The sequence below is a fragment of the Alphaproteobacteria bacterium genome, assembly GCA_037200005.1.
Classification (GTDB): domain Bacteria; phylum Pseudomonadota; class Alphaproteobacteria; order UBA9219; family RFNS01; genus JBBCGY01.
In genome coordinates, this window is record JBBCGY010000001.1 from 824,072 (window position 1) to 848,195 (window position 24,124).

Sequence of the window (24,124 nt, forward strand, 5' to 3'; positions counted from 1 at the left end):
GCATGTCTGGGGAGGCGGAAAAAGCGGAAAAGCCGCGCGGCAGTCATCGAAAACTGTGTAATTCCGCCGCATTGTGGTGTAGATATAATGAAAGCCTTGAATGACGCCCTTTCCGTCTTGCAATCGGAAATACCGGGAGAATAAAAAAGCATGGGGCTGGTTGCAAGTTTCCTTATGGTTTTTCTGGCGGGCGGATTGGCGGGATTGCTGATCAATGCCATCCATGCAGAACGGCGGCGCTGCAAAACAGCCGCTGGTCCCGAGTTTGACGAAGGGCGGAAGGCACAAAAAACCGCCGCAACCGATCTTGCCGTGGCGCAAGAAGCTCAGGCCGAATCCGGCATCGCGCAAAAAGCCGTGGAATCGGCTCAGGGCGCGGCAGACAAGCATGCGCGCGTCTCGCAGGACGCCGCCAGCCAAGCCAAGTCGGAATTCCTTGCCAATATGAGCCATGAAATCCGCACGCCGATGAATGCGGTGATAGGCCTCACCGATCTCATGCTGACGACAAAGCTCGATGAAAAGCAGAAGCAATATATCGGCATGTTGAAGACCAGCGCGGAAACGCTCATGGCGCTCATCAACGATTTGCTGAATATCGGCAAGATCGAATCCAGGATTATCGCGCTGGAGGAAGCTCCATTCGATATGAAGGTGCTGCTTGAGCAGGTCGTCAGCGTCATGTCCGTCAAAGCGCAGGAAAAAGGCGTCATCCTGTCGATGGATCGCGATCCGGGCCTGGATAGGATATTTCGCGGCGACGGCGCGCGAATCCGGCAAATCATGATGAATCTCGTCGGCAATGCGGTGAAATTCACCGATCATGGACGCATCTCCATCCATATCGGAAGCGACGGCCGCGAGGGCGGCAAAGAGAAGATTGCGATTTCCGTCAGCGACACCGGTATCGGCATCCCGCAGGAAAAGCTAAGGCATATCTTTAATAAATTCGGCCAGCCGGATACTTCTGCGACGCGCAAATGCGGCGGCATGGGCCTGGGGCTTGCGGTATCCCAGTTGCTGGCGGCATGCATGGGCGGCGCGATCGCGGTGGAGAGCGTTCCCGGCAAAGGCTCGACATTTACCTTGCGCCTGTTTCTGCCGGTGGAAAACGACGGCGGCGCGATCGGCTATTTTGACGATATGATCGACATGGACGAAGGGGCGAACGCGGAAAGGATGCCCATTCTGCTGGTCGAAGATTATCAGCCTAATATCCTGGTGGCGACGATCATGCTGGAGAATATCGGCTACCGTTGCGAAGTGGCCCGCAATGGACCGGAAGCCCTGCAAAAACTTTCTTCGGGCGCTTATTCCGTCATCCTGATGGATGTGGAGATGCACGGCATGGATGGATTCGAGACGACCCATCGCATCCGCGCGCTGGAGAAGGCGCGCGGCATGGCGCGTCATCCCATCGTCGCCCTTACCGCGCAGGCTTTGCTGGATACGAGAAAGAAATGCCTCGACGCCGGCATGGACGATTATCTTTCCAAGCCCTTCACGCCGTACAGCTTGCAGAGAAAATTGGCGGCCTTCGCGCCGGAAGGGCTGTCGGAAGCGGTTTAGCGTTTCCGGAAATTTTTTGCGATGGTGGGAAATATCCCTTGATTTTGTCTTTGTCTTGAGATATTGACAATCCCCAGAGGGCTTGCGCCCAAAATCTGCCGAGCCGAATAAATCCGCCGCGATGATGCATCCGGCGGATTTTTTTATCGCAGCGAATTTCGTTTCATCCAGCAGGGGCGTGCTGATGCTCGAAGAGAGTCTCAGAGAGGTGCATAGAAGCGCCGACAATTTGGCTTTCAGCCATTATATCAGAAGCGGTCATGTGCCGCCGATCCTGCTGGAGATCGTGCAGGCCACGTCTTCTCTCGAAGTCTTCTGCAAATATCGATGCAGGCATAAATTCAAACCTAAGTTCAGCCCCGGCCAGCCGCGCGTTCCTGCTGGCAGTCCCGATGGTGGGCAATGGACGGATGGGGGCGGCGGAGGTGGCGGGCCGACAGGAGGCGGCAAGCCAGAGGAAGCACCCGCGCCGCCGGGCCAGGTCTACGATTGGACCAACGAGCCGAATCCTCGCCGCGTCCTGGTGCCGGATGAGCCGGGGTTGGAGCCGGTTTATCCGATAGAAGGGGCCTTGGCTTTATCGTTAGGAGGGGAAGCCATCGTCACGGCGAGAGAAGCATTGCGCGCTGCCAGAATATTGCAGGCGAGGGAGACAGAAAATTCCATGTTGACAGAACATGGTGCAAAAAGATTGGCTCAACGCGGCATTGCCGATAGTCAGATTCAAGAGGCGGTACGAACAGCAAAGCTGCAAAACCAAGTGATTACAAGAACAGGTAAATATGGTACCCCCGTGCTAATCCACAAAGGTTCGAATGGCGTTACGGTGATTATTGAGACGGTCGGTAGAAATGCGGGTAAAATTATCACAACATATCACCATTAAGTGGGATTCGCGACTATGACCATATCACTTTCCAATGTAGAATCGGCGCTCTTCGCTGAAGACATCGAGGGGTTGCTTGCGCTTGGTGCGCCAGATGACGAATATTTTCCTGAAGCAAAGGACATAACGGCGGCTTTGACCACATTGAGCAAGGATCGATTGACCGAGGCCAACGTCATTGCCGTTATTTCCTTGGTATGGGCAAAATATTTTGAGCTTTCAAACGATGATATCGAAAAGCGTATCCCCGCTTTCCGGCGCATCGCGCAAAATCTTTTGTAGGACGCAGAAAAATTCTACATCTGGGAAATATCCCTTGACTTTGCCTTCGTCTTGAGATATTGACAATCCCCAGAGGGCTTGCGCCCGAAATCTGCCGAGCCGAATAGATCCGCCGCGATGACGCATCCGGCGGATTTTTTATTGGCCGATAATTTTCTGAACATAAGTTGTCTTCCCGTAAGGGAGGGATATTTCCTCTGCCTCGTCGAACCGGGGGCGGAGAGCGATTTCTCACATCCATAAGGATCACACATGGCATTACGCAATTGGCTCGGCGGGCTTGCGAAGCAACCCGCCGTGAAGTCCAGCGCGGCCGGACCCCTGATCGCCTGGAGCCAGATCGGCCGGGCGAAATGGACGCCGCGCCGCTATGACGCGCTGGCGGAGGAAGGCTTTCGCAAGAATGTCGTCGCGTATCGCTGTATCAGCATGGTCGCCGGCGCCGCCGCGCAGATTCCATGGCTGCTATATGACGGCGAGGGGAGGGAACTGACATCGCATCCCCTGTTGCAGATTTTGGAGCAGCCCAATCCGCTGATGGACGGCGTCAGTTTCCGCGAGAATCTTTTCGCGGCATACCAGATCGCGGGCAATGTGTATATCGAGGCGGTGCGCCCCGATAGCGGCGCGCCGCGCGAATTATACCCGCTGCGTTCCGACAGGATGCGGGTGGTGCCGGGGCCGACCGGCTTTCCGCAGGGCTATGAATATCAGGCCGGGGGCCAGACGATGCGCTGGAACGCCGATCCTCTGACCGGCGCCAGCAATATCCTGCATGTCAGGCATTATCATCCGCTCGACGACTGGTACGGGCTCGCGCCGCTGGAAGCGGCCTTGCTCGCCATCGATCAGCATAATGCCGCCGGCGGATGGAACCAGGCGCTGCTGAACAATGGCGCGCGTCCTTCCGGCGCTTTGGTTTTCGCGCCGAAGGAAGGCCCGGCGCATTTGTCCGAGGAGCAGGTGCGGCGGCTGAAAGATCAGCTCGACGAATATTATCAGGGCGCGCGCAATGCCGGAAAGCCCATGTTGCTCGAAGGCGGCCTAGACTGGCGGCCGATGAGCCTCAGCCCCCAGGATATGGACTGGCTGAAGGGCCGCGACGCCGCGGCGCGGGATATCGCCCTGGCTTTCGGCGTGCCGTCCCAGCTCGTAGGACTGCCGGACGCGCAGACCTACGCCAATATCAAGGAAGCGCGGCTGGCGTTCTATGAAGAGACGGTATTGCCGCTCGCGATGCGCTTCGTCGCTTCGTTCAATCACTGGATCGCGCCGATGTTCGGCGACGGTCTGGTTCTCGATCTCGATCTCGACGAAGTCAGCGCGCTGGCGCAGCGCCGCGAGGCGGTCTGGGAAAAGCTTCAGCGCGTCGATTTCCTGACCATCAACGAAAAGCGCGACGCCGCCGGATACGGCCCGCTCGCCGACGGCGACCGTCTGGTATTCAGCGCCGCGCCCCTCTCTGCGCCATCGTCTTCATCGATAACCGAACGAGGTTCCCCATGACCGTGCGTCATTTCACCACGCCGCTTGAAATCAAGAATTACGGCGCCGACGGCCTTTTTTACGGCTATGCCAGCGTTTTCAATAAAATCGACTCTCATGACGAAGCGGTCGCGCCCGGCGCGTTCCGCCGCACGCTCGCGAATTGGCGCGCCGAGGCGCGGATGCCCGCGATGCTGTGGATGCATGACGCGACCTTGCCGGTCGGCGTCTGGCTCGGCCTGACCGAAGACAAGGAAGGGCTTGCCGTCGAGGGGCGGCTGGCGCTCAGGACGCAGCGGGGATCGGAAGCTTACGAACTGCTCAAGATGGGGGCGGTGACCGGGCTTTCCATCGGCTATCGCGTGGCGGCGGCGCGGGCCGATGCCAGGCGAAAATTGCGGACATTGCTCGATATCGATCTGTTCGAAATTTCGCTGGTGACGTTTCCGGCGAACGACGCGGCTCGCGTGACGCGGGTCAAAACGCCGCTGCCCGTATCCGGCAATGCAACCCGCGCCATCGTCGCGCCGCTCTACCGGGCGGCGGAAGCATTGAGAACCCATATCTAGAACCACAACAGGAGAATGAACATGATCGACTCTATGGAAGTAAGAAAAGCGTCGGAGACGCTCGGCAGCGCCTTCGAGGAATACAAGATGGTGAACGACCAGCGGCTGGCCGAACTGGAACGGCGCGGCAGCAGCGACGTTCTGCTGACCGACAAGCTCAGCCGTCTCGACAGCGGCATGACCAAATTGCAAGACGAGGTCAGCCAGGTGAAAACGGCCATGCGGCGTCCCGCGCTCGGCGGCAGCCAGGGCAAGATCGACGACGGCGCGGACGGCGAATACAAGCAAGGCTTCATGCGCTATATCACCAAGGGCGTCGAGCAGGACATGGCGAGCCTGCAGACCAAGGACCTCAATGTCATCAGCGATCCCGCCGGCGGTTATATGGTGCCGGCGGAGATGTCGGACCGGATCGTTAAGCGACAGTTCGATACGACGCCGATGCGCAGCCTCGCCACCGTGATGAGCGTGACCTCGGAAGCGATCGAAATGCTGCGCGATACCAACGAGCCGGACGCCGTGTGGGCGTCGGAGCTCGCGGCGCGCAGCGATACCGCCGAAGGAACGCTTGGGCGCATCCGCATCCCGGCGCATGAGCTGTACGCCCAGCCGCGCGCGACGCAGAAACTGCTCGACGACGCCGTCATCAATGTCGAGGACTGGCTGGTCAACAAGGTGGCGGATAAATTCGCGCGCCGCGAAAGCAACGCTTTCGTCGTCGGCGACGGCGTGACGCAGCCGCGCGGCTTCGCCAGCTATGCGACGGCGGCGACCGGAGACAACAGCCGCTCATGGGGCGTTCTGGAGCATGTCATCACCGGCGCGGACGGCGCGTTTCCGGCGTCGAACCCGGCCGATCTGCTCATCACGCTGATGCATAAATTGCGGGTGGGCTATATGCCGGGCGCGGTGTGGCTGATGCCGCGCTCGGTCGCCGAGCAAATCCGCCGCTTCAAGGAAAATAGCACCAGCGCCTATATCTGGCAGCCGGGACTGCAGGCGGGAACGCCGGCGATGCTGCTCGGCTTTCCGATCATCCTGGCCGAGGATATGCCCGCCCCGGCGGCAAGCTCGCTGTCGGTCGCGTTCGGCAATTTCGCCGAGGGCTATACCATCGTCGACCGGATGGGCATCCGCATCCTGCGCGATCCCTATACCGCGGCGCCTTTCGTCCGCTTCCGCTGCAACAAACGTGTCGGCGGCGACGTGACGAATTTCGAAGCGATCAAGTTCCTACGCTTCTCGGCAACGTAACACTGAACATTGTCATTCCGGCCTCACGCTTCGCGTGCTCCGGAATGACAAGCTTCCCGCAACGGATTTATTTCCAACAAGGAGACCATCCATGACCACACGCGATCTTAACGATAACGTCGACGCGGCGCAGAGTCTCGTGCCTGCCGCGCGCACCAACGGCACCCTCAACGGCGCGACGGTCGATTTGCGCGGCTATGACAGCGCCATGATCGTCGTCAGCTTCGGCGCCTATACCGATGGCGCTCACACGCCTTCGGTGCAGTATTCCGACGACGGCACGAACTTCACCAATGCGGCCGCCGCCGATTTGAACGGCAGCTTCACGGCGGTCAGCAGCGGCGCGGGCGCGAATACCATGCAGAGGGCTGGATTCATCGGCGGGCGCCGTTACGTCCGGGCCGTGATGACGGTCAGCGGCGCGACCAGCGGCGCTCTGAGCGAAGCGCTGGTCCTGCGCGGCAAAGCGCATCGCTCGCCACTCGCATAAACAGGAGGAACGCATGAGCCGTCACGGTAACTACGCAACAGCGACCATAAGCAGCGGCGCGTCGATCACGGGCGCGCTGAATCTCGACGCGATCTCCGGCGTCGCGGAGGCGGGCCAGGCCGTCTCGCAAAAACTCGGCATGAGGCTCGGCGGGATCGTCATGCCCGCCGCATGGACCGCCGCCGGCCTCACTTTCCAGGTGAGCGCGGACGGGACGAGTTTTTTCGACTTGCGCGACAAGAACGACAATGAAGTGACCATGACGGTTTCGGCGGGCAAAGCCTATCTGCTCGACCTGGCCGATTGGGTGACGGTTCCGTGGATCAAGATACGCTCCGGCGCGTCGGCATCCGCCGTCAATCAGGGTGCCGACCGCACGCTGACGCTTTTGCTGCGGGCAACGGGAGTATGACGATATGAGCGTGCCCGTGATCTTAAGGCGGCGGCTGCGTCCGGCCTATCAGGCCGTGCTGTTGCAGGGATTGCCTCCGGCATTTTCCTTCACCCGCGCCAGCGCGGCGAATTATTTCAACGCGTCGGGCGCGCTGCAAAGCGCATCGAGCAATGCGCCGCGCTTCGATTACGATCCGGTATCGGGCGCGGCGCGCGGCTTGCTGATGGAGGGGCAATCGACCAATGTCATTCGCAACAGTGCGCTGGCGGGCGCGTCGGTGGGCGCGCCGGGATCCATGCCGACGAACATGGCGAAATCGGCGCCGGCCGGCGTGACGCATTCCGTCGCCGGAACGGGAACCGAATACGGCATGCCCTATATCGACGTGCGGTTTCAGGGCGCGCCGGGCGCCACCGGCCAATGTTACCTGTCTTTTGAATTCGCCTCCAGCATAGCGGCCGCCCAAAATGATATATGGACGCTCAGCGCGTATGTGCGTCTGGCCGGGGGCACGCTGGCGAACATATCATCTCTGTCCGTAAGCATGAACGAATTTAATTCATCGTTGGCTTATGTGACCGGCGGATCGAACGCCTGCGCGCCGACGTCGACGTTGAAGCGCTATGCCCTGACGAGGACTCTCTCGAACGTGTCGACGGCTTTCCTGCAGCCTTTGATTAATTTCACCGTTACCAGCGGCCAGGCGATCGACGTTACGTTCCGCTTCTATCAGCCGCAGCTGGAGAAATCCGCGCTGATGACGAGCGCCATCGTGACGGCCGGCTCGGCGGCGACGCGGGCGGCGGATATTTGCACGATGCCGGTATCGGCGCTCGGATACAATGGTGCGTCGGGAGCGATTATTCTTAAAGGATCGATGCAATATGCCGGAACGTCAGGAACGCCGTGGCTTTTGTCGATGGATGACGGCACCTCCGGCAATCGTTTCGGACTGCATGCGGCGATGGGAAGTCCGCCGCGCATGTACGGAATGCTGAAATCGGGAGGATCGACGGTGTTCGATACGTCGTTTGGATCGATCAGCGCCGAAGCCGCGGAAACCGATGTCAAATGGGGCATGGGTTTCGCGCCCGGCTCGTTCCTGTCGTCGCGCAACGGCCAGTCGGGCGCGAGCGGCGCGAGTTTCGCAAGCCCGGCGGTGACGACGCTGAATCTGGGCGGCGGCGACGCGGCCTGGAACGGCTGGATCAAGCAATTCGATTTCTACAACATTCCTCTGACGCAAGCGCAACTCAACGCGAGAACGATTTAACACGAGGTGCCTATGAGCTATATCGATCATTATTGGAGCGGCGCGGATAGAGCCGCTTTGGAAGAGAGCATTGCCGCATGCGGAACGGAATGCTCCGTTCTCGGCGTCCGCGAAGGCGGTGTCGCCGAACTGGATGAGGAAGGTTCTCCGACCGGCGCGGTTTATGGAGACGCGGGCATCTTCTACGCCGCGATCCGAAGTCCTTGCGCATTGCCGTTGCCGCAGGAATGCCAGCCTGCCGATGCTTACATGTGCGTGAAGCTGTTCGGCGTTTGGGAATAACACAAGGATATATCATGCAATCGCTTGAACTGGCGGCCGCTCCAGCCGCCGAACCCGTCACCCTGGCCGAAATCAAGAGCCATGCGCGGATTGAAACCTCTGCCGATGACGCTTTGCTGACGAATTTCATCGCGGCGGCGCGGCAATGGACCGAGCAATTCACCGGAAGGGCGATGATGACGCAGAGCTGGCGGTTATGGCTCGATGCGTGGCCGATGCGGGAGGATCGTTGCATTCAATGGGTCGAATTGCCGCGCGCGCCGCTTCAGGCGGTGAGCGAAGTGCGGCTATACAAGCGGGACGGCAGTTTCGACACCTGGTCCGGCGCGAATTACCAGGTCGATGCCGCCGCGCAGCCGGGACGGCTCGCGCTGCCCTATGATCAGGCATGGCCCGGCACGTCCCGCGCAGTGCAAGCGATCCGGATCGATTTCACGGCGGGCTATGCGAGCGCCGCGCTGGTGCCGGAGCCGATCAAGGCGGCCATACGCCAGCTCGCGGCTCATTGGTATGAGCATCGCGGCGCGGGCGGCGCGACGCTGCATGAGATTCCCTATGGCGTGCAGGCGCTGCTGGCTCCCTATGTCGTGCGGTCGCTGTCATGACGGCGGCGAGACCGGGGAGGAATTTACTGCTGCGGGACGGCACGGCTGCGGATGCGCCGGTCATCGCGGCGATGCGGCAGACCACGCTGAGCGTCATCGCCGCGCCGGTGGATGTGACCGACCGCGACAGCGCGGGCGGCTGGCGAGAATTGCTTCCCGGCGCGGGTCCGGCGCGGGTGCGGATCGAGGCCGAAGGGCGGCTGGAGGGGGCCGTGCAAGGTTCGACGCTGATGGCGCGCGCCATAGGCCGCACCGCGGACGCCTATCGCGTCGAATATGATAACGGCGATTATTTGCACGGGTTGTTTCAGATCGCCCGCCTGGAGGCGCAAGGCGGCGCCGAAGGCGAGCAGAGTTACAGCCTGGTTCTGGAATCCGCCGCGGCGCTGACCCATGGGACGGCCGGATAGAAGGATAAATCATGCCAAGCGTTCGATTTTACAAGCCGCCGCGCCGCAGAGCGCCGCGCGCGCGGATGATGCGTCAGCCGCGCGAGAACGATTCCTGGTCGCAGGTCGACCGCGCATTATTTCCTGCCGCCGATATGCAGAGCATCGTCGATCAGCTTGAGCAGAGATTGACGCGCACGTTGCTTGCGAAACTCGCGGTGCAGCCTCTGCAGCAATTCGGCGCGGCGCTGGGCGGCGAAACGGCTGGCGCGCTCTCCGGACTGTTCGATTCAGGCGGCGCTTACGACTTTCAGCCCAGCCGATCGCAAGTGGCGTCCCTGTTCGGCGATTGGATCGGCCAGGCGGAAGACCTTTTTTAGGATGAAAATATGAGTTTCGATGAAACGCAGTTACCGTTGCGCATAGGCTTCGGCGCGCGCGGCGGGCCGTCTTTCGCGACCGAGATCGTCGCGATCGACGGCGGCTACGAAAGGCGCAACCAGAATTGGAGCCAGGCGCGCCGCCGTTACGATGCGCGCACGGGATTGCGCTCCGCCGACGATGCCGCCGCTCTTCTGGCGTTCTTTCATGCCAGAGCCGGGCGCGCACGCGGATTCCGCCTGAAAGACTGGGCGGATTTCACCAGCGCGGCGAACGGCGTCGGCGCGCCGCTGTGGAGCAATCAGGCGGTTGCCGTTGGCGACGGCGTGGCGACGCAATTCCAGCTCGTTAAAATTTATACGAGCGGCGGGGTGACGCACCGGCGCTTGATCCGCAAGCCCGTGGCCGGGTCGGTGACGATCGGCGTGAACGGCGCGCAGGTCGTGAGCGGCTGGAGTGTCGATGTCACGACCGGGATCGTCAGTTTCGCCGTAGCGCCCGCGAACGCCGCGACGATCACCGCGGGCTATGTATTCGACGTGCCGGTGCGGTTCGATACGGACGCCCTTTCGCTTGCCGCCGAGGATTTCACGTCTTTCCGCACCGACATTCCCATCATCGAAATCAGAGTCTGATGAAAACCCTTTCTCCTGCCTTGCAAGAGCATCTCGCGGGCGAGCTGGCGACGTTGAGCTATCTCGTCAAGATCACGCGCCGCGACGGCACGGTACGCGGCTTCACCAATCACGACCGCGATATCGTTCTCGATGGCGTGACCTATAAGGCCGACGGCGCGTTCAGCCCCTCGGCCATCGCCAGCACCAGCAAGCTCGCGGCCGATAATCTCGAGATCGGCGGCATCACGGGGAACGACATCACCGCCGCCGATCTCGCGGCGGGCAGATACGACCATGCGCGGGCCGATGTGTATGTCTGCAATTGGGCCGATCTCGGCCAGGGCGCGCTGCAATTGCGGCGCGGATGGCTGGGTGAAGTGACGCTGGCGGGCGAGCGTTATACGGCGGAATTGCGCGGGCTGCACGACCTGCTGCCTCGCGAATTCGGCGATTATTATACGGCGGAATGCCGTCACGATCTCGGCGACGTGCACTGCGCGGTCGCTCTCGCGCCGCTCACGGTGACAGGGGCCGTGACAACGGTGATTGACACCGCTAATTTCCTCGACGCGTCGCGCGCCGAAGCGGACGGTCTTTTCGATCACGGAAAACTGCAATGGACGACCGGCGCGAATAGCGGCCTTGCGGTCGAGGTCAAGAAATGGGACGCGACGCTGAGTCAGTTCGTCTTATGGCTTCCGCTGCCGAATCCGATAGCGGTGGGCGACGCCTATACGGTTTATGCGGGTTGCGACAAGCGGCTTGCCACCTGCAAGGATAAGTTCGGCAATCTGGCGAATTTCGGCGGTTTTCCGCATATGCCGGGCGTCGATAAAATCCTGCAATATCCCGACGGCAAGCCATGACCGAAGCGCAGGTTACAGCCATGATCGCGGCGGCGCGCGGCTGCATCGGCACGCCGTTTCATCATCAGGGGCGGTTGCCGGGAACGGGACTCGATTGCATCGGCCTTGTGATCGTCGCGCTGCGGGCGGCGGGCATGACGGTGAATGATCGGCAGGATTATAGCCGCCGTCCCGACGGCGCGAGCCTTGCCGAAGCTTTGGCCGCGCATGGAGCGTCCGTCGTCGCGGACATCGTGGCGGGCGATGCGCTGCTGTTCGCTTTCGACGGCGCGCCGCAGCATGTCGCGCTGGCCGCTTCGCCGGACCGGATCATTCACGCTTACGCGCCTGCCGGGAAGGTGATCGAAACTTTTCTGAGCGCGCCATGGCGGCGCCGTCTTATCGCTTCTTATCGTTTCGGCGGGTAAATCATGGCTTCCATCGTTCTCAGCGCCGCGGGCAACGCCGTTTTGCCGGGGGTCGGCGGCATTCTCGGCAAGCTCGCCGGAGGCGCTATCGATCGGCAATTTGGATTCGGCGCGCGCAAGAGCGAGGGGCCTCGTCTCGAAAACCTCAAAGTGCAGGATTCGCGCTACGGCGCGGGCATTCCCATCATCTATGGCCGCGCGCGCATCGCCGGGCAAGTCATCTGGTCGAGCGATCTTATCGAAACCGTCCATGAGGAGGATGCCGGCGGCAAAGGTGGAACCGGCGGCGCTTCGTCCAGGCGCTATAGCTATAGCGTCAATTGCGCCGTGGCGATCGGCAAGGGGCCTATCGGCCAGATTACGGCGGCCTGGGCCGATGGCAAGCAAATCTATGACGGGCTGAACTGGAAGGCCGGTCTTGCCGCCAGCGTCAATTTCTATCCCGGCGATCAAATGCAGAATCCCGATCCGGTGATGGAAGCGGCGCTGGGCGCGGGAAATGTTCCCGCCTATCGCGGCACCGCCGTGATCGTCTTCGAGAATATGCAGCTTGCCGATTTCGGCAGCCGGCTGCCGAATCTAAGCTTCGAGGTGACGGCGGGAAGCGCGTCCGCCGCGCCATTGGCCGCCGAGAATGTCGTGCCGGATTTGCAAAATACGCAAACCGGCCTTGCCACGCATGGCGGGACGCCGCCGCTTGTCATCAGCGGCGATGCGCGGCGCGCGAACCAGGCGATCGTCGCGGGAATGCGCAATGCCACGGCGGCGGGAAGCGATGCCGCCTTCATCGTCACGACCTGCGCGCTGGGAGACGAAGCGCCCGGCGAGCTTGCCCGCGTTGTTTCCGCGGATTTCTCCATCGACGCCATCGTCGGCGTCGTAAGCTGGTCATTATCTCCCGACGGACGCTACGCCGCGATCATCGCCCTGACCGACATGGTGCCGAATACCCTCGTGTCGCTGGCGATTTACGATACGCAGGCGCGGCAATTCGGGCCGGTGGCGCAAGTCACGATGAAAAACTTCGTCAAATCCGTCGCCTGGCTAGACGCGCTGCGTTTCGTGGTTTCGGATCATGACGGCAGCCAGCTGGGGGTGCAGATTTTCGCCCGCGCTGGCCTTACTATCGTATCCCTTGGGTTTCGCGGCGTATGGGGCGCGGGTTCGGCGGGCAGCCGCGCCACAGTCGGTACGGCGCAATTCATTCTCTTGCAGGGCGGGCTGCTCTATTGCGCCGGCAATACGTGGATAAGCCCATCGACGCTTTATCTTTGCCATATGCGCTGGGGGGCGGGAGGCCTTGTCTGCGGCGCGCCTTATACGCTCAGCGCTTCGGTGCCCGCCAATAGTTTGAATCACGCGGACATTATTCCGATAGGGCCGGGAGAATTCCTGTTCTGCTTCGCCAAGACCGACCGCGTGCATGTCATGAGCTTCATGCCCACGGCTTCGGGGGTCGTGGTCACGCGCAACTGGCAGGTCGTGACGTTGGCGGCGATCAGCACGTATGTCTCGCCTTGCCGGTTCGGAGGGCATATCCTGCTGCTGCAGAAATCGATTTTCGACGGGCAATACCGGCTGTCCGAAATCGCGCTCGGAGCCGGAAGTTTCACCCTCGCGACCGACAGCGTGCCGGTCGAAGGCGGCGAAGCCTTCGGCAGCACGCACTTCATGCCGATGGTGATCGATTACAACCGGATTCTGATTCAAGGCGGAGACAGTTTCGGCCTCGACTTCTCGGAGCTGCGCATCATCAGCCGGTATGCGGGCGGCGATAGCCTGCAGAACATCGTCGCCGATATCCTGGCGCAAGCCGGTTACGCTCCGGGCGATAGTGCGCTTGACGTTCTCGCGCCCATTCGCGTGACGGGATACGTCCTGCAGCCGCCGCTCACGGCGCGCGCGGCGCTGGAGCCGCTCAGGCTTTACGGCGCCTTCGATCTGATCGAAAGCGACGACAGGCTCAAGGCGGTCGCACGACACGGCGATATCGACGCGGCGCTGGAGGATGGCGAGCTTGGGGCCGCCAAGGATGCCAGCCGCGCGCCGCCGCCGCTGACGATCACGCGCAAGCAGGAGCTCGACCTTCCGCTTGAGATATCGGTCGATTATATCGATCCGGCGCGCGATTTCGAGATCGGCAGCGTCCGCTCGCGCCGCATCGCTTCGGCGGCGACCGCGCGCGGCAAGCTCGCGATGCCGGTCATATGCAGCGCCGACCGGGCCAAGCAAATCGCCGAGGCCCGGCTCTATGCCGCATGGGCGGAGAGGGAACAGGCGCGCATGACGCTCTCGCGCCGCTATCTGTTTCTCGATCCCGGCGACGTGGTGCAGGCCGGGCAGCGCAGCTTCCGGCTGACCTCCGTGCATCAATCGGGCGGATTGATGCAATGCGACGCCATCAATAACTACGCGCCCGCGAATGCCAGCGCGGCGAAAGCCGATATCGGCAATATCAACGCGCCCGCCAGGGAGGCCGCCGACAGCATCCTGTATCTTATGGATCTGCCGCCGCTGAACGCGAGCGATCAGCCCGGCATTTACGCCGCCGTCAGCGCCGCGCCGGGCTGGCGCGGCGGATCATTGTGGCGCGCCGGCGACGGCGTGACTTACGCTTCGGTCGATTCCTTCCAGGTGGCGGCGACGGCGGGAATGGCGCTGACCGCGCTTGCCGCGCAGGCGGCGGATTATATGGATCGCGTTGGCAGCGTCGATGTGCAGCTGATCCGCGGGACTCTGGCGAGCTGCGGCGATCCGGAATTGCTGAACGGCGCGAACGCGGCTTTGCTCGGCGGCGAGATCATCCAATTTCGTACTGCGACTCTGCTGGGGCCGGGCTATTACCGCCTGACCGATTTTTTGCGCGGACGGCGCGGAACCGAAGACGCCATCGCCGCGCATCAGGTTGGCGAGAATTTCATCATGCTGAATAGCGCCGCGATGCACCTTCTGCCGTTGCGCGCGGAAGACAGGGGGCGGGGCTATCAGTATCGCGCGCTGACGGCGGGGCAGAGTCTCGGCGGCGTGCTGGATACGAATTTCACCAGCGATTTGCGCATTTGGCGGCCGTTATCGCCCGCGCAGCTTCAAGGAGCGCGGGCGTCAGGAACGGGCAGCGATCTTGCGCTCGGCTGGGTGCGCCGCGCCCGGCTGAATGCCGAATGGACGGATTTGATCGACGTGCCGCTCGACGAGGCTCAGGAATTGTACGATCTGGAAATTTACGACAGCGGCGACATTTTGAAGCGCGCGGTCAGCGGCCTGACGGCGGCAAGCTACGTTTATACCGCCGCGCAGCAGAGCGCCGACTTCGCCATCGTTCCGGCCAGTTACCGGGTGCGCGTGTATCAGGTCAGTCCGCGCTATGGGCGCGGCGCGGCGGCGCTCGGCGTTATTTAACAGGAGAAAACACCATGACCAATACCCCCAATCTTGCGATGGCCTACATCGCGGCCGGGCAGGCGCAGAAGGAAGTCACGCATAATGACGCGCTGAACGATCTCGACGCGCTGGCGAAATTGTCCGTCATCGACAGGACGACGAACGCGCCGCCGGGTTCGCCCGCCACCGGCGACGCCTATATCATCGGATCGTCGCCGACGGGAGCCTGGAGCGGATTTGCCGGAAAAGTCGCGGCATGGTACGCGGGCTGGAAGATCAAGACGCCGCTCGCCGGATGGACGGCATGGGTGCGCGCCGAAAACAGGATGCTGTATCATACCGGCAGCGCATGGAGCAATCTCGCGACGCCGTTTCTCGAGGCGTCGTCGACATGGGATCCCGCCAGCATGGGCGCGGGAACCGGGCAAACTTCGTCGGGCATTACCGTGACCGGCGCGGCCTTCGGCGATTTCGCCCGCGTCGCCGCGCCTTACGATCTTCAAGGCGTTACTGCAACCGCTTATGTCAGCGCCGCGAACACCGTCGTCATCCGCCTGCAGAACGGCACCGGCGGCACGATCGACCTGGCTTCTGGAAGCTGGAAAGTCAGAGTCGTCAAACAATAATACGGGAAAAACCATGAAAGCGCGCAACTGGCAGATGGACCGGAGGATTTCGCTCGGCCTGATCGCGGCGCTTTTGCTTCAGGCGGGATCGGCGATCTGGTGGGCCGCGGGCAAGGAGCAGCAGGATCGCTTTCAGGACAGCCGCCTGGTTCAGGCCGAGGCCGCGATGATCCGCCAGAGCGGCGATCAGGCCCTGATCGCCGAACGGCTGGCGCGCATCGAGGCGCGCATGGAAAGCCAGATCGAGATTTTGAAAAATATCGAGAAGCGTCTGGGGCGCGATTGATGGACGATACGGTTGGAATCGCTTTGGCCCGGCATGCGTTCGGGCCACGGCGGATCAACCAGGCGGGGCTGCGGCTCATCAAGGATTTCGAGGGGCTGCGCCTCACCGCCTATCTTTGCCCCGCCAAGATATGGACGATCGGCTATGGCCATACGCAGGCGGCGCGGCCGGGCATGACGATCACGGCAGAGCAGGCCGAATTGCTGCTCGAGGATGATCTGCATCCCATCGAGCAGCATGTCGAAAAATCCGCGCAGGTTCCGCTCGGCGATAACCAGTTTTCCGCGCTGGTGTGTTTTGCCTTCAATGTGGGAAGGACGAATTTCTCGCAATCGACATTGCTTCGCCTGCTCAATCGCGGCTGGTACGAGCAGGTTCCGGCGCAGCTTTCGCGCTGGAACCGCGCGCGCGGCGAGGCGCTTGGCGGCCTCGCGCGCCGCCGCGCGGCGGAGGCGAGATTATGGAACAGGCCGGATGACGGAGCGGGGAGGCAATCATGATTACGGATATTATTTCGGCGGTGGCGTCGATCCTGGACAAGATCATCCCCGATCCCAAGCAGCGCGAGGAAGCCAAGCTCAATCTGCTCAAGGCCGAGAACCAGCAGGCGCTGGAAGAGGCGAAAGCGGGCATGGCCGCGATCCTGGCCGAGGCGCAGAGCCAGGATAAATGGACGTCCCGCGCCCGGCCGTCGTTTCTCTATGTCGTCTATGTGATGCTGCTCAGTGCCATCCCGATGGGCATTGTCTATGCCGTCAGTCCGGCGACGGCGGGCGATATCACCAAGGGCTATCAGGCCTGGCTCGCGGCGATTCCCGAACCCATTGTCCGGCTATTCGAAATGGTGATGTTGGGATATATTTGTGGGCGAAGCTGGGAGAAAATAAAGACGAAGTCAAAATAACATGCACCCCGTTTTACAATCTCCGTGCCAGCCTGCGGCCGAAATCATGCGCGGGCTTTTCGATCAGCCGGTGAATCAGTGCCGCTGCCGTCAGCGCCCAGAGCAGGGCCAGCGGCAGTGCCAGGACTGGCGGGACGCCGGAGAAGCACAGCAGATTGATCGCGGCATAAACATTGATCGCATGAATGACATAGAGCGGATAGCTGATATCCGCGAGCCATCCCAGCCAGCGATGCCATGATATCCGGTCGCGCAGAACATAGCAGAGCGCGAAGGTAACCCCCGCATACGCGTATATCGCCAGATAGGCTTCGATGCCGCGCGACCATGGGCCGATGAGATAGGCCGACGCGAATAGCGCTGCGAGCCACGCAACCAGGCCGCACAGCGTCCGGGAGGGGATCAGGCCGCGATGATGGAAATTGAACGCGGTGCCGATCAGCATGAAGATGATCAGGCAGGCGCTGCGGCCCACCATCATATGACGCTGCCAGCCCTCGATATAATCCGCTCCCAGAAATAGCGCGCTTGCGGCCAGCACGGCTCCCAGGAGCGCCACGCCGATAGCATCGCCGCGCCGCAGCAGCGGCGCCGCCAAGGCGCAGATCAAATAAAATCTCACTTCGATATCCAGCGTCCATGCCACGAGATCGTAGGACTCGCGGAGAAACAAATCATGGGAAAAAATGAGATGCGTGGCCACCGCCCATAAATTCGGGATGAAGGGGCGCTGCGCCACATGGGAGGTCACCGCGAGCGCGGCGATGACGAGGCCGAGTCCCGCGGCATAGGCGGGCCACAGGCGGAAGAAGCGCCCAGCTAGAAATCCGGTGCGCGTGGTTCGGGCGAGCGCGAACGGAATCACGAAGCCGCTGACGAGGAAAAAGAGTCCGACGCCGAACGCGCCCCAATTGCGCGGATTCAGCAGCAGCGGCGCGAGAGCCATATCGGCGGCGGCCAGCGCATGCGCGAACCAATCGTCCCGCGGCACCGCTGTCGGCATATTGAGGATGTCCAGCGCCGCTCCGGGGCCGGAATAGAAAAAGATCAGCGCGTGATGCAGCAGCACGAATAAAATCGCGACGCCGCGCAGCATATGGGCGAAAACGATTTTGCCGCCGTCCTGCTTTTCCTGCACGTCTACCGCTTGTCCACCGGCACGAAATCGCGGGGCGGATGGCCGCTGTAAAGCTGGCGCGGGCGGCCGATCTTGGCCTGTTCCGCCGATTGCTCCTGCCAGTGCGCGACCCATCCGGCGGTGCGCGCGATGGCGAACAGCACGGTGAACAGGCTGGTCGGGAATCCCATGGCGCGCAGGATGATGCCGGAATAGAAATCGACGTTCGGATACAGTTTTTTCTGAATGAAATAATCGTCCTGCAGCGCGATGCGCTCCAGTTCGATGGCGGTCTGCAGCAGCGGATCGTTCTTGATGCCGAGTTCGCCGAGCACTTCATCGCAGGTTTGCTTCATCACCTTGGCGCGCGGGTCGTAGTTTTTATAGACGCGGTGGCCGAAGCCCATCAGGCGGAAGGAATCGTCCTTGTCCTTGGCGCGCTTGATGATGGTGGGAATTTGGTCGGGGCTGCCGATTTCGGTCAGCATTTTCAGCACGGCTTCGTTGGCGCCGCCATGTGCCGGACCCCATAGCGAGGCGATCCCGGCGGCGATGCAGGCGAAAGGATTGGCCTGCGACGAGCTTGCGAGGCGAACGGTGGAGGTCGACGCGTTCTGCTCATGGTCGGCATGGAGGATAAAAATCTTGTCCATCGCCTTCGCCAGGATCGGGTTGATCTTGTACGGCTCGGCGGGCAGCGAGAAGGTCATATAGAGGAAATTTTCCGCGTAGGACAGGCTGTTCTGCGGATAGACGAAGGGCTGGCCGACGGCGTATTTGTATGCCATGGCGGCGAGCGTCGGCATCTTGGCGATCAGGCGGTGGCAGGCGATGTCGCGCTGGGCCGCGTCGTTGATGTCCGTGGAATCGTGATAGAAGGCCGCCAGCGCGCCGACCACGCCGCACATCACCGCCATCGGGTGCGCGTCGCGGCGGAAGCCGCTGTAGAAGCGGATCAGCTGCTCATGCACCATGGTGTGATAGGTGATGTGGCGCACCCAGTCGGATTTCTGCTTGGCGTCCGGCAGCTCGTCATGCTGCAGCAGATAGGCGACTTCGAGAAAATCGCTTTTCTCCGCGAGCTGCTCGATGGGATAGCCGCGATGGAGCAAGACGCCCTTGTCGCCGTCGATGAAGGTGATCTTGGACTCGCAGCTTCCGGTCGAGGTGAAGCCGGGATCGAAGGTGAACATCCCCGTATCGCCGTAAAGCTTGCGGATGTCGACGACCTGCGGCCCGACGGTGCCGTCCAGCTTGTCGAGTTTCCAGCTTTTGCCGGTCTGGTCGTCGGTGAGCGTCACCGTGCCGCTGATCTTGGCCATGATGGAATCCTGTGCGCGGGAGAGACTTCGAGAGCAATGATAACGAATAAGGCGATTATGGTTAATATCGCGTAAATATCATATATGCGGCAATTTGGGTTTTTACTTTCGTTTTTTTGGGATAGGTTGCGCCGATACAAGATTTTTGAAGGAGACATACCATGAGCGTAACACTCAGAGATCAGAATGAGGCGTTTCAGGGCAAGGCGCTCGCGCCCGATGCGTATTCGCCGGTCATCGTCGAGTCGGTGGAAAATTTGTTCAAGCTCGCCGCCAGCCAATTCAAGCGGGAAGAAGGTTTTACGATAAGGCCCAGCGGAAATGCCGTGAATGGCATCACATCATTCGACGTTTATCATGGCAAGGCGACGCTGCAGGTGGGCAAGCCCTTTGCCGATTCCAACGAGGAATTCTTTGCCGGCTGGTCGGCGGGGCGCATGCCGCAACGCAGACAAATGTCTTATCTCGGCATTGTTGGCATAATGGGAGATTTCATGAGAAACTTTACTCCCAAGTGATGGTTTCTCCCGCCGTCCCGCCGATAGAACATTAAGGAGATAGGGCATGAGCATAACGGCCAGCGAACAAGAGGCGGCGTTTCAGGGCAAGGCCCTCGCACCCGTTCCGCATTCACCGACGATCATCGAGTCGGTGGATAATCTGTTCAAGCTTGCGTCTATCAAATTCGGCCGCACGGGAAGCGGCTTTGAGGTTCTTGCCGATCCTGAGCGCAATGAGCAGAACGAAGTCACGGGCTTTATCGTTAGACGAGGCTCGGCGACATTGGAGGTTTCGGAGCTTCCGGTTCGCGGCGACCGGCCTCCCCATATTACGGCGGGCTGGTCTGCGTCCTCGAGTCCCCGGGTCGAGAGCCGGTCTTACCGGGAAGCCGTGTGCCTTATGGGGCAATTCAGAAAGCTTCGCTTCAGCCCCGCGTGACGGCCCTATAAAACATCCCCGATCCGTCCCAGCGTCTCCTCTTTCCCCAGGAATTCCGCCGCGCCGAAAATCGGCGGCGAAGTGGACGAGCCGGTCAGCGCCGCGCGCAGCGGCTGGGCGAGGGCGCCGAGCTTGATCCCTTTTTCCGCCGCATGGTTGCGGCATAATTCTTCCAGCGCTGCGCCGGTGAAATCCGGCAGCGCCTCGATCTGCGGCGCGAGCGCGCGCAGATGGTTTTTCCCTTCATCCGCCAAAATTTTCTTGGCGCTGTCGTCCATCGCCAGCGGACGCGGGGTGACATAGAACGCCGCCGCCTGCGCCAGCTCGGCCAGCGTTTTGGCGCGCGGTTTCAAGTCCGGCATCGCACGCGTGAGAATGGCAAGCGCGGATGTTTCGGTTTTGCCGAGACGCGCCGCGACCAGGGCCGCGAGTTCCGCGTTATCGCGCAATTTCAGATAATGCGCATTGACCGAATCCAGCTTGGTGAAATCGAACCGCGCGGGCGACTGGCCGATATGCTCCAGGTCGAACCATTCCAGAGCTTGTTCGCGCGCGATGATCTCGTCGTCGCCGTGACTCCAGCACAGGCGCAGCAGATAATTGCACACCGCTTCGGGCAGATAACCCTTGTCGCGGTAGTCCGAAACCGCGGGAGCGCCATGGCGCTTGGAAAGCTTGGCGCCGTCCGGGCCGAGGATCATCGGCAGATGCGCGAAGACGGGAACGTCCCATCCCATCGCGCGGTAAATCTGCACCTGGCGGAACGTATTGGTGAAATGATCGTCGCCGCGAATGACATGGGTGATGTGCATGTCATGATCGTCCACCACGACGGCATGCATGTATGTCGGCCCGCCGTCCGAGCGCAGCAGGATCATGTCGTCGAGTTGCGCGTTCTGCACCGTCACCGCGCCCTTGACTTTATCGTCGACGACCGTTTCGCCCTCGGTGGGCGCTTTCAGGCGAATGACCGGCTTGACGCCCGGCGGCGCGGTGGCGGGATCGCGGTCGCGCCAGCGTCCGTCATAACGCTGCGGCAGGCCCTTGAGCTTTTGCTCCGTGCGCATCTCTTCCAATTCTTCCGGCGTGGCGTAGCAGTAATAGGCCGCGCCGCGCGCCACCATCTCCCGCGCCACTTCGGCATGACGCTCGCGCCGCGCATATTGCGAGATCGCGTCGCCGTCCCAATCCAGGCCGAGCCATTTCATGCCGTCCAGGATGGTCTGCACCGACGCTTCGGTCGAACGCTCGCGGTCGGTATCCTCGATCCGCAGCAGGAACTGCCCGCCATGCCGCCTTGCGAACAGCCAGTTGAACAGGGCCGTGCGCGCGCTGCCGATATGCAGGAAGCCGGTGGGGGAGGGGGCGAAACGGACGATGGGTTTCATTTTGCGAAGCCTGGGCTAGAATGCGCGGGGGGGAGAGAGCGTGGAATTTCTTCGCGACAAGATAGCCTGGCTCGCCGCCGAGTTCCAGATGGAACGCGGCAGGTGGCTTCTATGGGCCCCGGTGCTGATCGGATGCGGCGCGTGGGCGTATTTTAGCTGGCCGGACGAGCCTTCGCGATGGTGGCTGCCGGCGGCCCCGCTTCTTGCGCTGCTTTGCTTCGCGCCGCCTCTCAAAGCCGCGCGTCCGGGGCTGGTCGTCCTGCTTCTGCTGGCGATGGGATGGAATGCCGCGCAGCTGGCGACGATGCGGGTGATGCATCCGATGCTGCGCCATGAGATAGGGCCGCTGCGTATCGAAGGCCGGGTGGTCGAGATCGAGCCGTCGGTCAGCGGCGTCTCGGTGCGTCTCGACGATGTGAAAATCGACAGGCTCATGGCCGGAGCGCCGCGCCAGGTTCGGATCCGGCTGCGGGATCAAAGCGCCGAATGGCCGCCGCCCGGCAGCATCGTCGCCATTGATGCCCTGCTGGCCCCGCCGCAGGAACCCGTCGCGCCGGGAGCTTACGATTTTCGCCGCCATGCGTTTTTCGACGGAATCGGCGCGCAGGGATTCGCGCGCGGCAGTTTGAGCGTCGTCGCGCCGCCGAAAGAGGATGGCGGCTTCATGCTGTGGGTCGAATCCGTGCGCGAGACGATCGCGGAACGGGTCTTGCGGGTTCTTTCCGGCGATCAGGCGCAGATCGCCATCGCGCTTCTGAACGGCGCGCAAAGCGGCATTTCCAAGCCGGCGCTGGCGGATATGCGCGCGTCGGGCCTGCAGCATATTCTGTCCATTTCGGGCCTGCATCTCGCCATCGTCGCGGCTTTTGTTTATGTCGGGCTGCGCAGTTTGCTCGCCTTGATCCCTTATGTGGCGCTGCGCTGGCCGATCAAGAAAATCGCCGCCGGATTGTCGCTCGTCAATCTGATCGTCTATACGCTGCTGACCGGGATGCTGGTGCCCGCGATACGCTCGGCGATCATGACCGGCATCATCATGATCGCGGTGCTGTTCGACCGGCGCGCTCTGTCGCTGCGCACCGTGGCGATTGCCGGGATCATTCTGCTGCTGGCCGCGCCGCAGGCGCTGCTCGGCGCGAGCTTTCAGATGTCGTTCGCCGCCGTGCTCGTGATGGTCGCGGGTTTCGAGGAATTGCGGCGCAGGCGGCGGCTGGAGATCGGCCGCGAGCGCGTCCAGGGACGAGCCATAGGGTTGTGGGGCGCGGCTGTGAAGATCGCGGAGCATATCGCCGCCATAGCCACGACATCGGTGTTGGCCTCGGTGGCGACCGCGCCGGTCGCGCTTTATAATTTCCAGCAGATCAACTGGTACGGCGTGATCGCCAACATGCTCGGCATTCCGCTCGCGACTTTTTGGATCATGCCCGCCGGATTCATTTCCTATTTTCTGATGCCGTTCGGGCTGGAGGCGTGGGCGATCAAGCTGATGGGGTGGGGGATCGACGCGCTGATGGCGATCGCCGCCGCCGTCGCCGCGTGGCCGGGGGCCTTGATCCTGACGCTCGCGCTGCCGAGTTACGCTTTCGCGCTGGTTTTGGCCGGAGGGCTGTGGTTATGCCTGTGGACGCGGCGCTGGCGGCTGTTCGGGCTTGCGCCGATCGCGGCGGGACTGGCGCTGTGCCTGTTTCCGTCGGCGCCTGACATTTATATCGCGCCCGATTTCGCCAATTGGGCGGCGCGCGTGGAGCAACGCAAATTCGTCGCCGCGCGTGGCGGCGAGCGCGATTTTATCCTGAAGCAATGGCGGCAGCGGGAAGGCGGCAGGGAATTCGTTACATTGAAGGATTACATCGCGGAACCGGCTTCTCCAGCCGCGCCTTCATCCTCTGTTTTGCGATGCGACGATCTCGGCTGCGTCTATGCCGCGAGAACCCGCGAGGCGGCTTTCGTGTTCGACGCCGCCGCCCTGGAGGAAGATTGCATGACGGCGGCGGTGATCGTCACGCCGCTATGGCATGTGAATTGCCCGGGTTCGACGGCCATGATCGTCGATGGAAGATGGGTCAAGCGGCATGGCGCGACATCCATCACGTTGCGCGAGAACGCGCCGCCGGAAATCCTTTCCGCGCGCGACCGCTGGGGCGCGAGGCCGTGGAGTCCCGGATGGCGGACGGAGGAAAGGCGATGGATGGCGGACGACAAATGAGCCGCCGGACGGCCGCTCTCCGCGACTGCCCCATTCGCCATGACCGCGGCTTCTTCTTTCCATAGCATTCTCGCATAACGGACAAGGTCAACAGCCAGCAGCACCGGCACCGCCGCCAGCATGGCCTGCGTGACCGTGACCAGGGCGCTCGGCGCGCCGCCGCTATAGACATGCAGCGTCACCAGCAGATTGCCGCCGATCAGCGC

General features: G+C 61.8%; 27 protein-coding genes. 24 read left to right on the top strand and 3 right to left on the bottom strand.

Annotated features, from left to right (window positions below; all coding sequences use genetic code 11):
* The first annotated feature begins 150 nt into the window (after positions 1-150).
* From WDO70_04145 to WDO70_04245, 21 genes are all read left to right on the top strand, one after another.
* Entirely contained in the window at positions 151-1,569 is a 1,419-nt protein-coding gene (locus WDO70_04145; protein ID MEJ0062396.1) for an ATP-binding protein, read from the top strand.
* A 121-nt stretch (positions 1,570-1,690) separates the two neighbouring features.
* The gene (locus WDO70_04150; GenBank protein ID MEJ0062397.1) at positions 1,691-2,455 is read left to right on the top strand and encodes a DUF4258 domain-containing protein; all 765 of its coding nucleotides are present in this window, start codon (positions 1,691-1,693) and stop codon (positions 2,453-2,455) included.
* 15 nt (positions 2,456-2,470) lie between these two features.
* Positions 2,471-2,737: a hypothetical protein gene (locus WDO70_04155; protein MEJ0062398.1), complete on the top strand. Its 267-nt coding sequence runs from the start codon at positions 2,471-2,473 to the stop codon at positions 2,735-2,737.
* Between the two features lie 252 nt (positions 2,738-2,989).
* Entirely contained in the window at positions 2,990-4,243 is a 1,254-nt protein-coding gene (locus WDO70_04160) for a phage portal protein (GenBank protein ID MEJ0062399.1), read from the top strand.
* The gene (locus WDO70_04165; GenBank protein ID MEJ0062400.1) at positions 4,240-4,791 is read left to right on the top strand and encodes an HK97 family phage prohead protease; all 552 of its coding nucleotides are present in this window, start codon (positions 4,240-4,242) and stop codon (positions 4,789-4,791) included. The genes WDO70_04160 and WDO70_04165 overlap by 4 nt, the downstream gene beginning before the upstream one ends.
* Before the next feature lie 21 nt (positions 4,792-4,812).
* Positions 4,813-6,045, top strand: a complete 1,233-nt coding sequence (locus tag WDO70_04170) for a phage major capsid protein (protein MEJ0062401.1) — start codon at positions 4,813-4,815, stop codon at positions 6,043-6,045.
* A 91-nt stretch (positions 6,046-6,136) separates the two neighbouring features.
* Complete coding sequence (locus WDO70_04175) at positions 6,137-6,535, top strand: hypothetical protein (protein ID MEJ0062402.1); 399 nt, start codon at positions 6,137-6,139, stop codon at positions 6,533-6,535.
* A gap of 13 nt (positions 6,536-6,548) precedes the next feature.
* Positions 6,549-6,947, top strand: a complete 399-nt coding sequence (locus WDO70_04180) for a hypothetical protein (protein MEJ0062403.1) — start codon at positions 6,549-6,551, stop codon at positions 6,945-6,947.
* 4 nt (positions 6,948-6,951) lie between these two features.
* Entirely contained in the window at positions 6,952-8,202 is a 1,251-nt protein-coding gene (locus tag WDO70_04185) for a hypothetical protein (GenBank protein MEJ0062404.1), read from the top strand.
* 12 nt (positions 8,203-8,214) lie between these two features.
* Entirely contained in the window at positions 8,215-8,484 is a 270-nt protein-coding gene (locus WDO70_04190; protein MEJ0062405.1) for a hypothetical protein, read from the top strand.
* Between the two features lie 14 nt (positions 8,485-8,498).
* A complete protein-coding gene (locus WDO70_04195; GenBank protein MEJ0062406.1) occupies positions 8,499-9,089 on the top strand; it encodes a head-tail connector protein in 591 nt (196 codons plus the stop codon).
* A complete protein-coding gene (locus WDO70_04200) occupies positions 9,086-9,499 on the top strand; it encodes a phage tail tube protein (protein MEJ0062407.1) in 414 nt (137 codons plus the stop codon). The genes WDO70_04195 and WDO70_04200 overlap by 4 nt, the downstream gene beginning before the upstream one ends.
* Before the next feature lie 11 nt (positions 9,500-9,510).
* Complete coding sequence (locus WDO70_04205) at positions 9,511-9,858, top strand: hypothetical protein (GenBank protein MEJ0062408.1); 348 nt, start codon at positions 9,511-9,513, stop codon at positions 9,856-9,858.
* 9 nt (positions 9,859-9,867) lie between these two features.
* The gene (locus WDO70_04210; protein MEJ0062409.1) at positions 9,868-10,494 is read left to right on the top strand and encodes a DUF2460 domain-containing protein; all 627 of its coding nucleotides are present in this window, start codon (positions 9,868-9,870) and stop codon (positions 10,492-10,494) included.
* Positions 10,494-11,342, top strand: a complete 849-nt coding sequence (locus WDO70_04215; GenBank protein MEJ0062410.1) for a DUF2163 domain-containing protein — start codon at positions 10,494-10,496, stop codon at positions 11,340-11,342. Before WDO70_04210 ends, WDO70_04215 begins: the two co-directional genes overlap by 1 nt.
* Positions 11,339-11,749, top strand: coding sequence for an NlpC/P60 family protein (locus WDO70_04220; protein MEJ0062411.1), 411 nt, complete (start codon positions 11,339-11,341; stop codon positions 11,747-11,749). The genes WDO70_04215 and WDO70_04220 overlap by 4 nt, the downstream gene beginning before the upstream one ends.
* 3 nt (positions 11,750-11,752) lie before the next feature.
* Positions 11,753-15,148 carry a phage tail protein gene (locus WDO70_04225; protein ID MEJ0062412.1) on the top strand — a complete coding sequence of 1,132 codons (3,396 nt, stop codon included), beginning with the start codon at positions 11,753-11,755 and terminating at the stop codon, positions 15,146-15,148.
* Between the two features lie 14 nt (positions 15,149-15,162).
* Entirely contained in the window at positions 15,163-15,756 is a 594-nt protein-coding gene (locus WDO70_04230) for a DUF2793 domain-containing protein (GenBank protein ID MEJ0062413.1), read from the top strand.
* A gap of 13 nt (positions 15,757-15,769) precedes the next feature.
* A complete protein-coding gene (locus WDO70_04235; protein ID MEJ0062414.1) occupies positions 15,770-16,042 on the top strand; it encodes a hypothetical protein in 273 nt (90 codons plus the stop codon).
* A complete protein-coding gene (locus tag WDO70_04240; GenBank protein ID MEJ0062415.1) occupies positions 16,042-16,542 on the top strand; it encodes a lysozyme in 501 nt (166 codons plus the stop codon). The genes WDO70_04235 and WDO70_04240 overlap by 1 nt, the downstream gene beginning before the upstream one ends.
* A complete protein-coding gene (locus WDO70_04245; protein ID MEJ0062416.1) occupies positions 16,539-16,946 on the top strand; it encodes a holin family protein in 408 nt (135 codons plus the stop codon). The genes WDO70_04240 and WDO70_04245 overlap by 4 nt, the downstream gene beginning before the upstream one ends.
* Before the next feature lie 13 nt (positions 16,947-16,959).
* Here the strand turns inward: WDO70_04245 and WDO70_04250 are convergent, their stop codons facing one another.
* Both WDO70_04250 and gltA read right to left on the bottom strand, forming a co-directional pair.
* Entirely contained in the window at positions 16,960-18,084 is a 1,125-nt protein-coding gene (locus WDO70_04250) for an acyltransferase (GenBank protein ID MEJ0062417.1), read from the bottom strand.
* Between the two features lie 2 nt (positions 18,085-18,086).
* Positions 18,087-19,385 (bottom strand): citrate synthase, encoded by a 1,299-nt coding sequence (gltA, locus tag WDO70_04255; protein ID MEJ0062418.1) that lies wholly within the window; start codon positions 19,383-19,385, stop codon positions 18,087-18,089.
* A gap of 161 nt (positions 19,386-19,546) precedes the next feature.
* Between gltA and WDO70_04260 the strand changes: the two genes are divergently transcribed.
* Both WDO70_04260 and WDO70_04265 read left to right on the top strand, forming a co-directional pair.
* Positions 19,547-19,903: a hypothetical protein gene (locus tag WDO70_04260; GenBank protein MEJ0062419.1), complete on the top strand. Its 357-nt coding sequence runs from the start codon at positions 19,547-19,549 to the stop codon at positions 19,901-19,903.
* Between the two features lie 46 nt (positions 19,904-19,949).
* Positions 19,950-20,324 (top strand): hypothetical protein, encoded by a 375-nt coding sequence (locus tag WDO70_04265; protein ID MEJ0062420.1) that lies wholly within the window; start codon positions 19,950-19,952, stop codon positions 20,322-20,324.
* A 5-nt stretch (positions 20,325-20,329) separates the two neighbouring features.
* Here WDO70_04265 and gltX read toward each other — a convergent pair whose 3' ends face one another.
* A complete protein-coding gene (gene gltX, locus WDO70_04270) occupies positions 20,330-21,712 on the bottom strand; it encodes a glutamate--tRNA ligase (GenBank protein MEJ0062421.1) in 1,383 nt (460 codons plus the stop codon).
* 40 nt (positions 21,713-21,752) lie between these two features.
* Between gltX and WDO70_04275 the strand changes: the two genes are divergently transcribed.
* Entirely contained in the window at positions 21,753-23,918 is a 2,166-nt protein-coding gene (locus tag WDO70_04275) for a ComEC/Rec2 family competence protein (GenBank protein ID MEJ0062422.1), read from the top strand.
* Positions 23,919-24,124 lie beyond the last annotated feature (206 nt).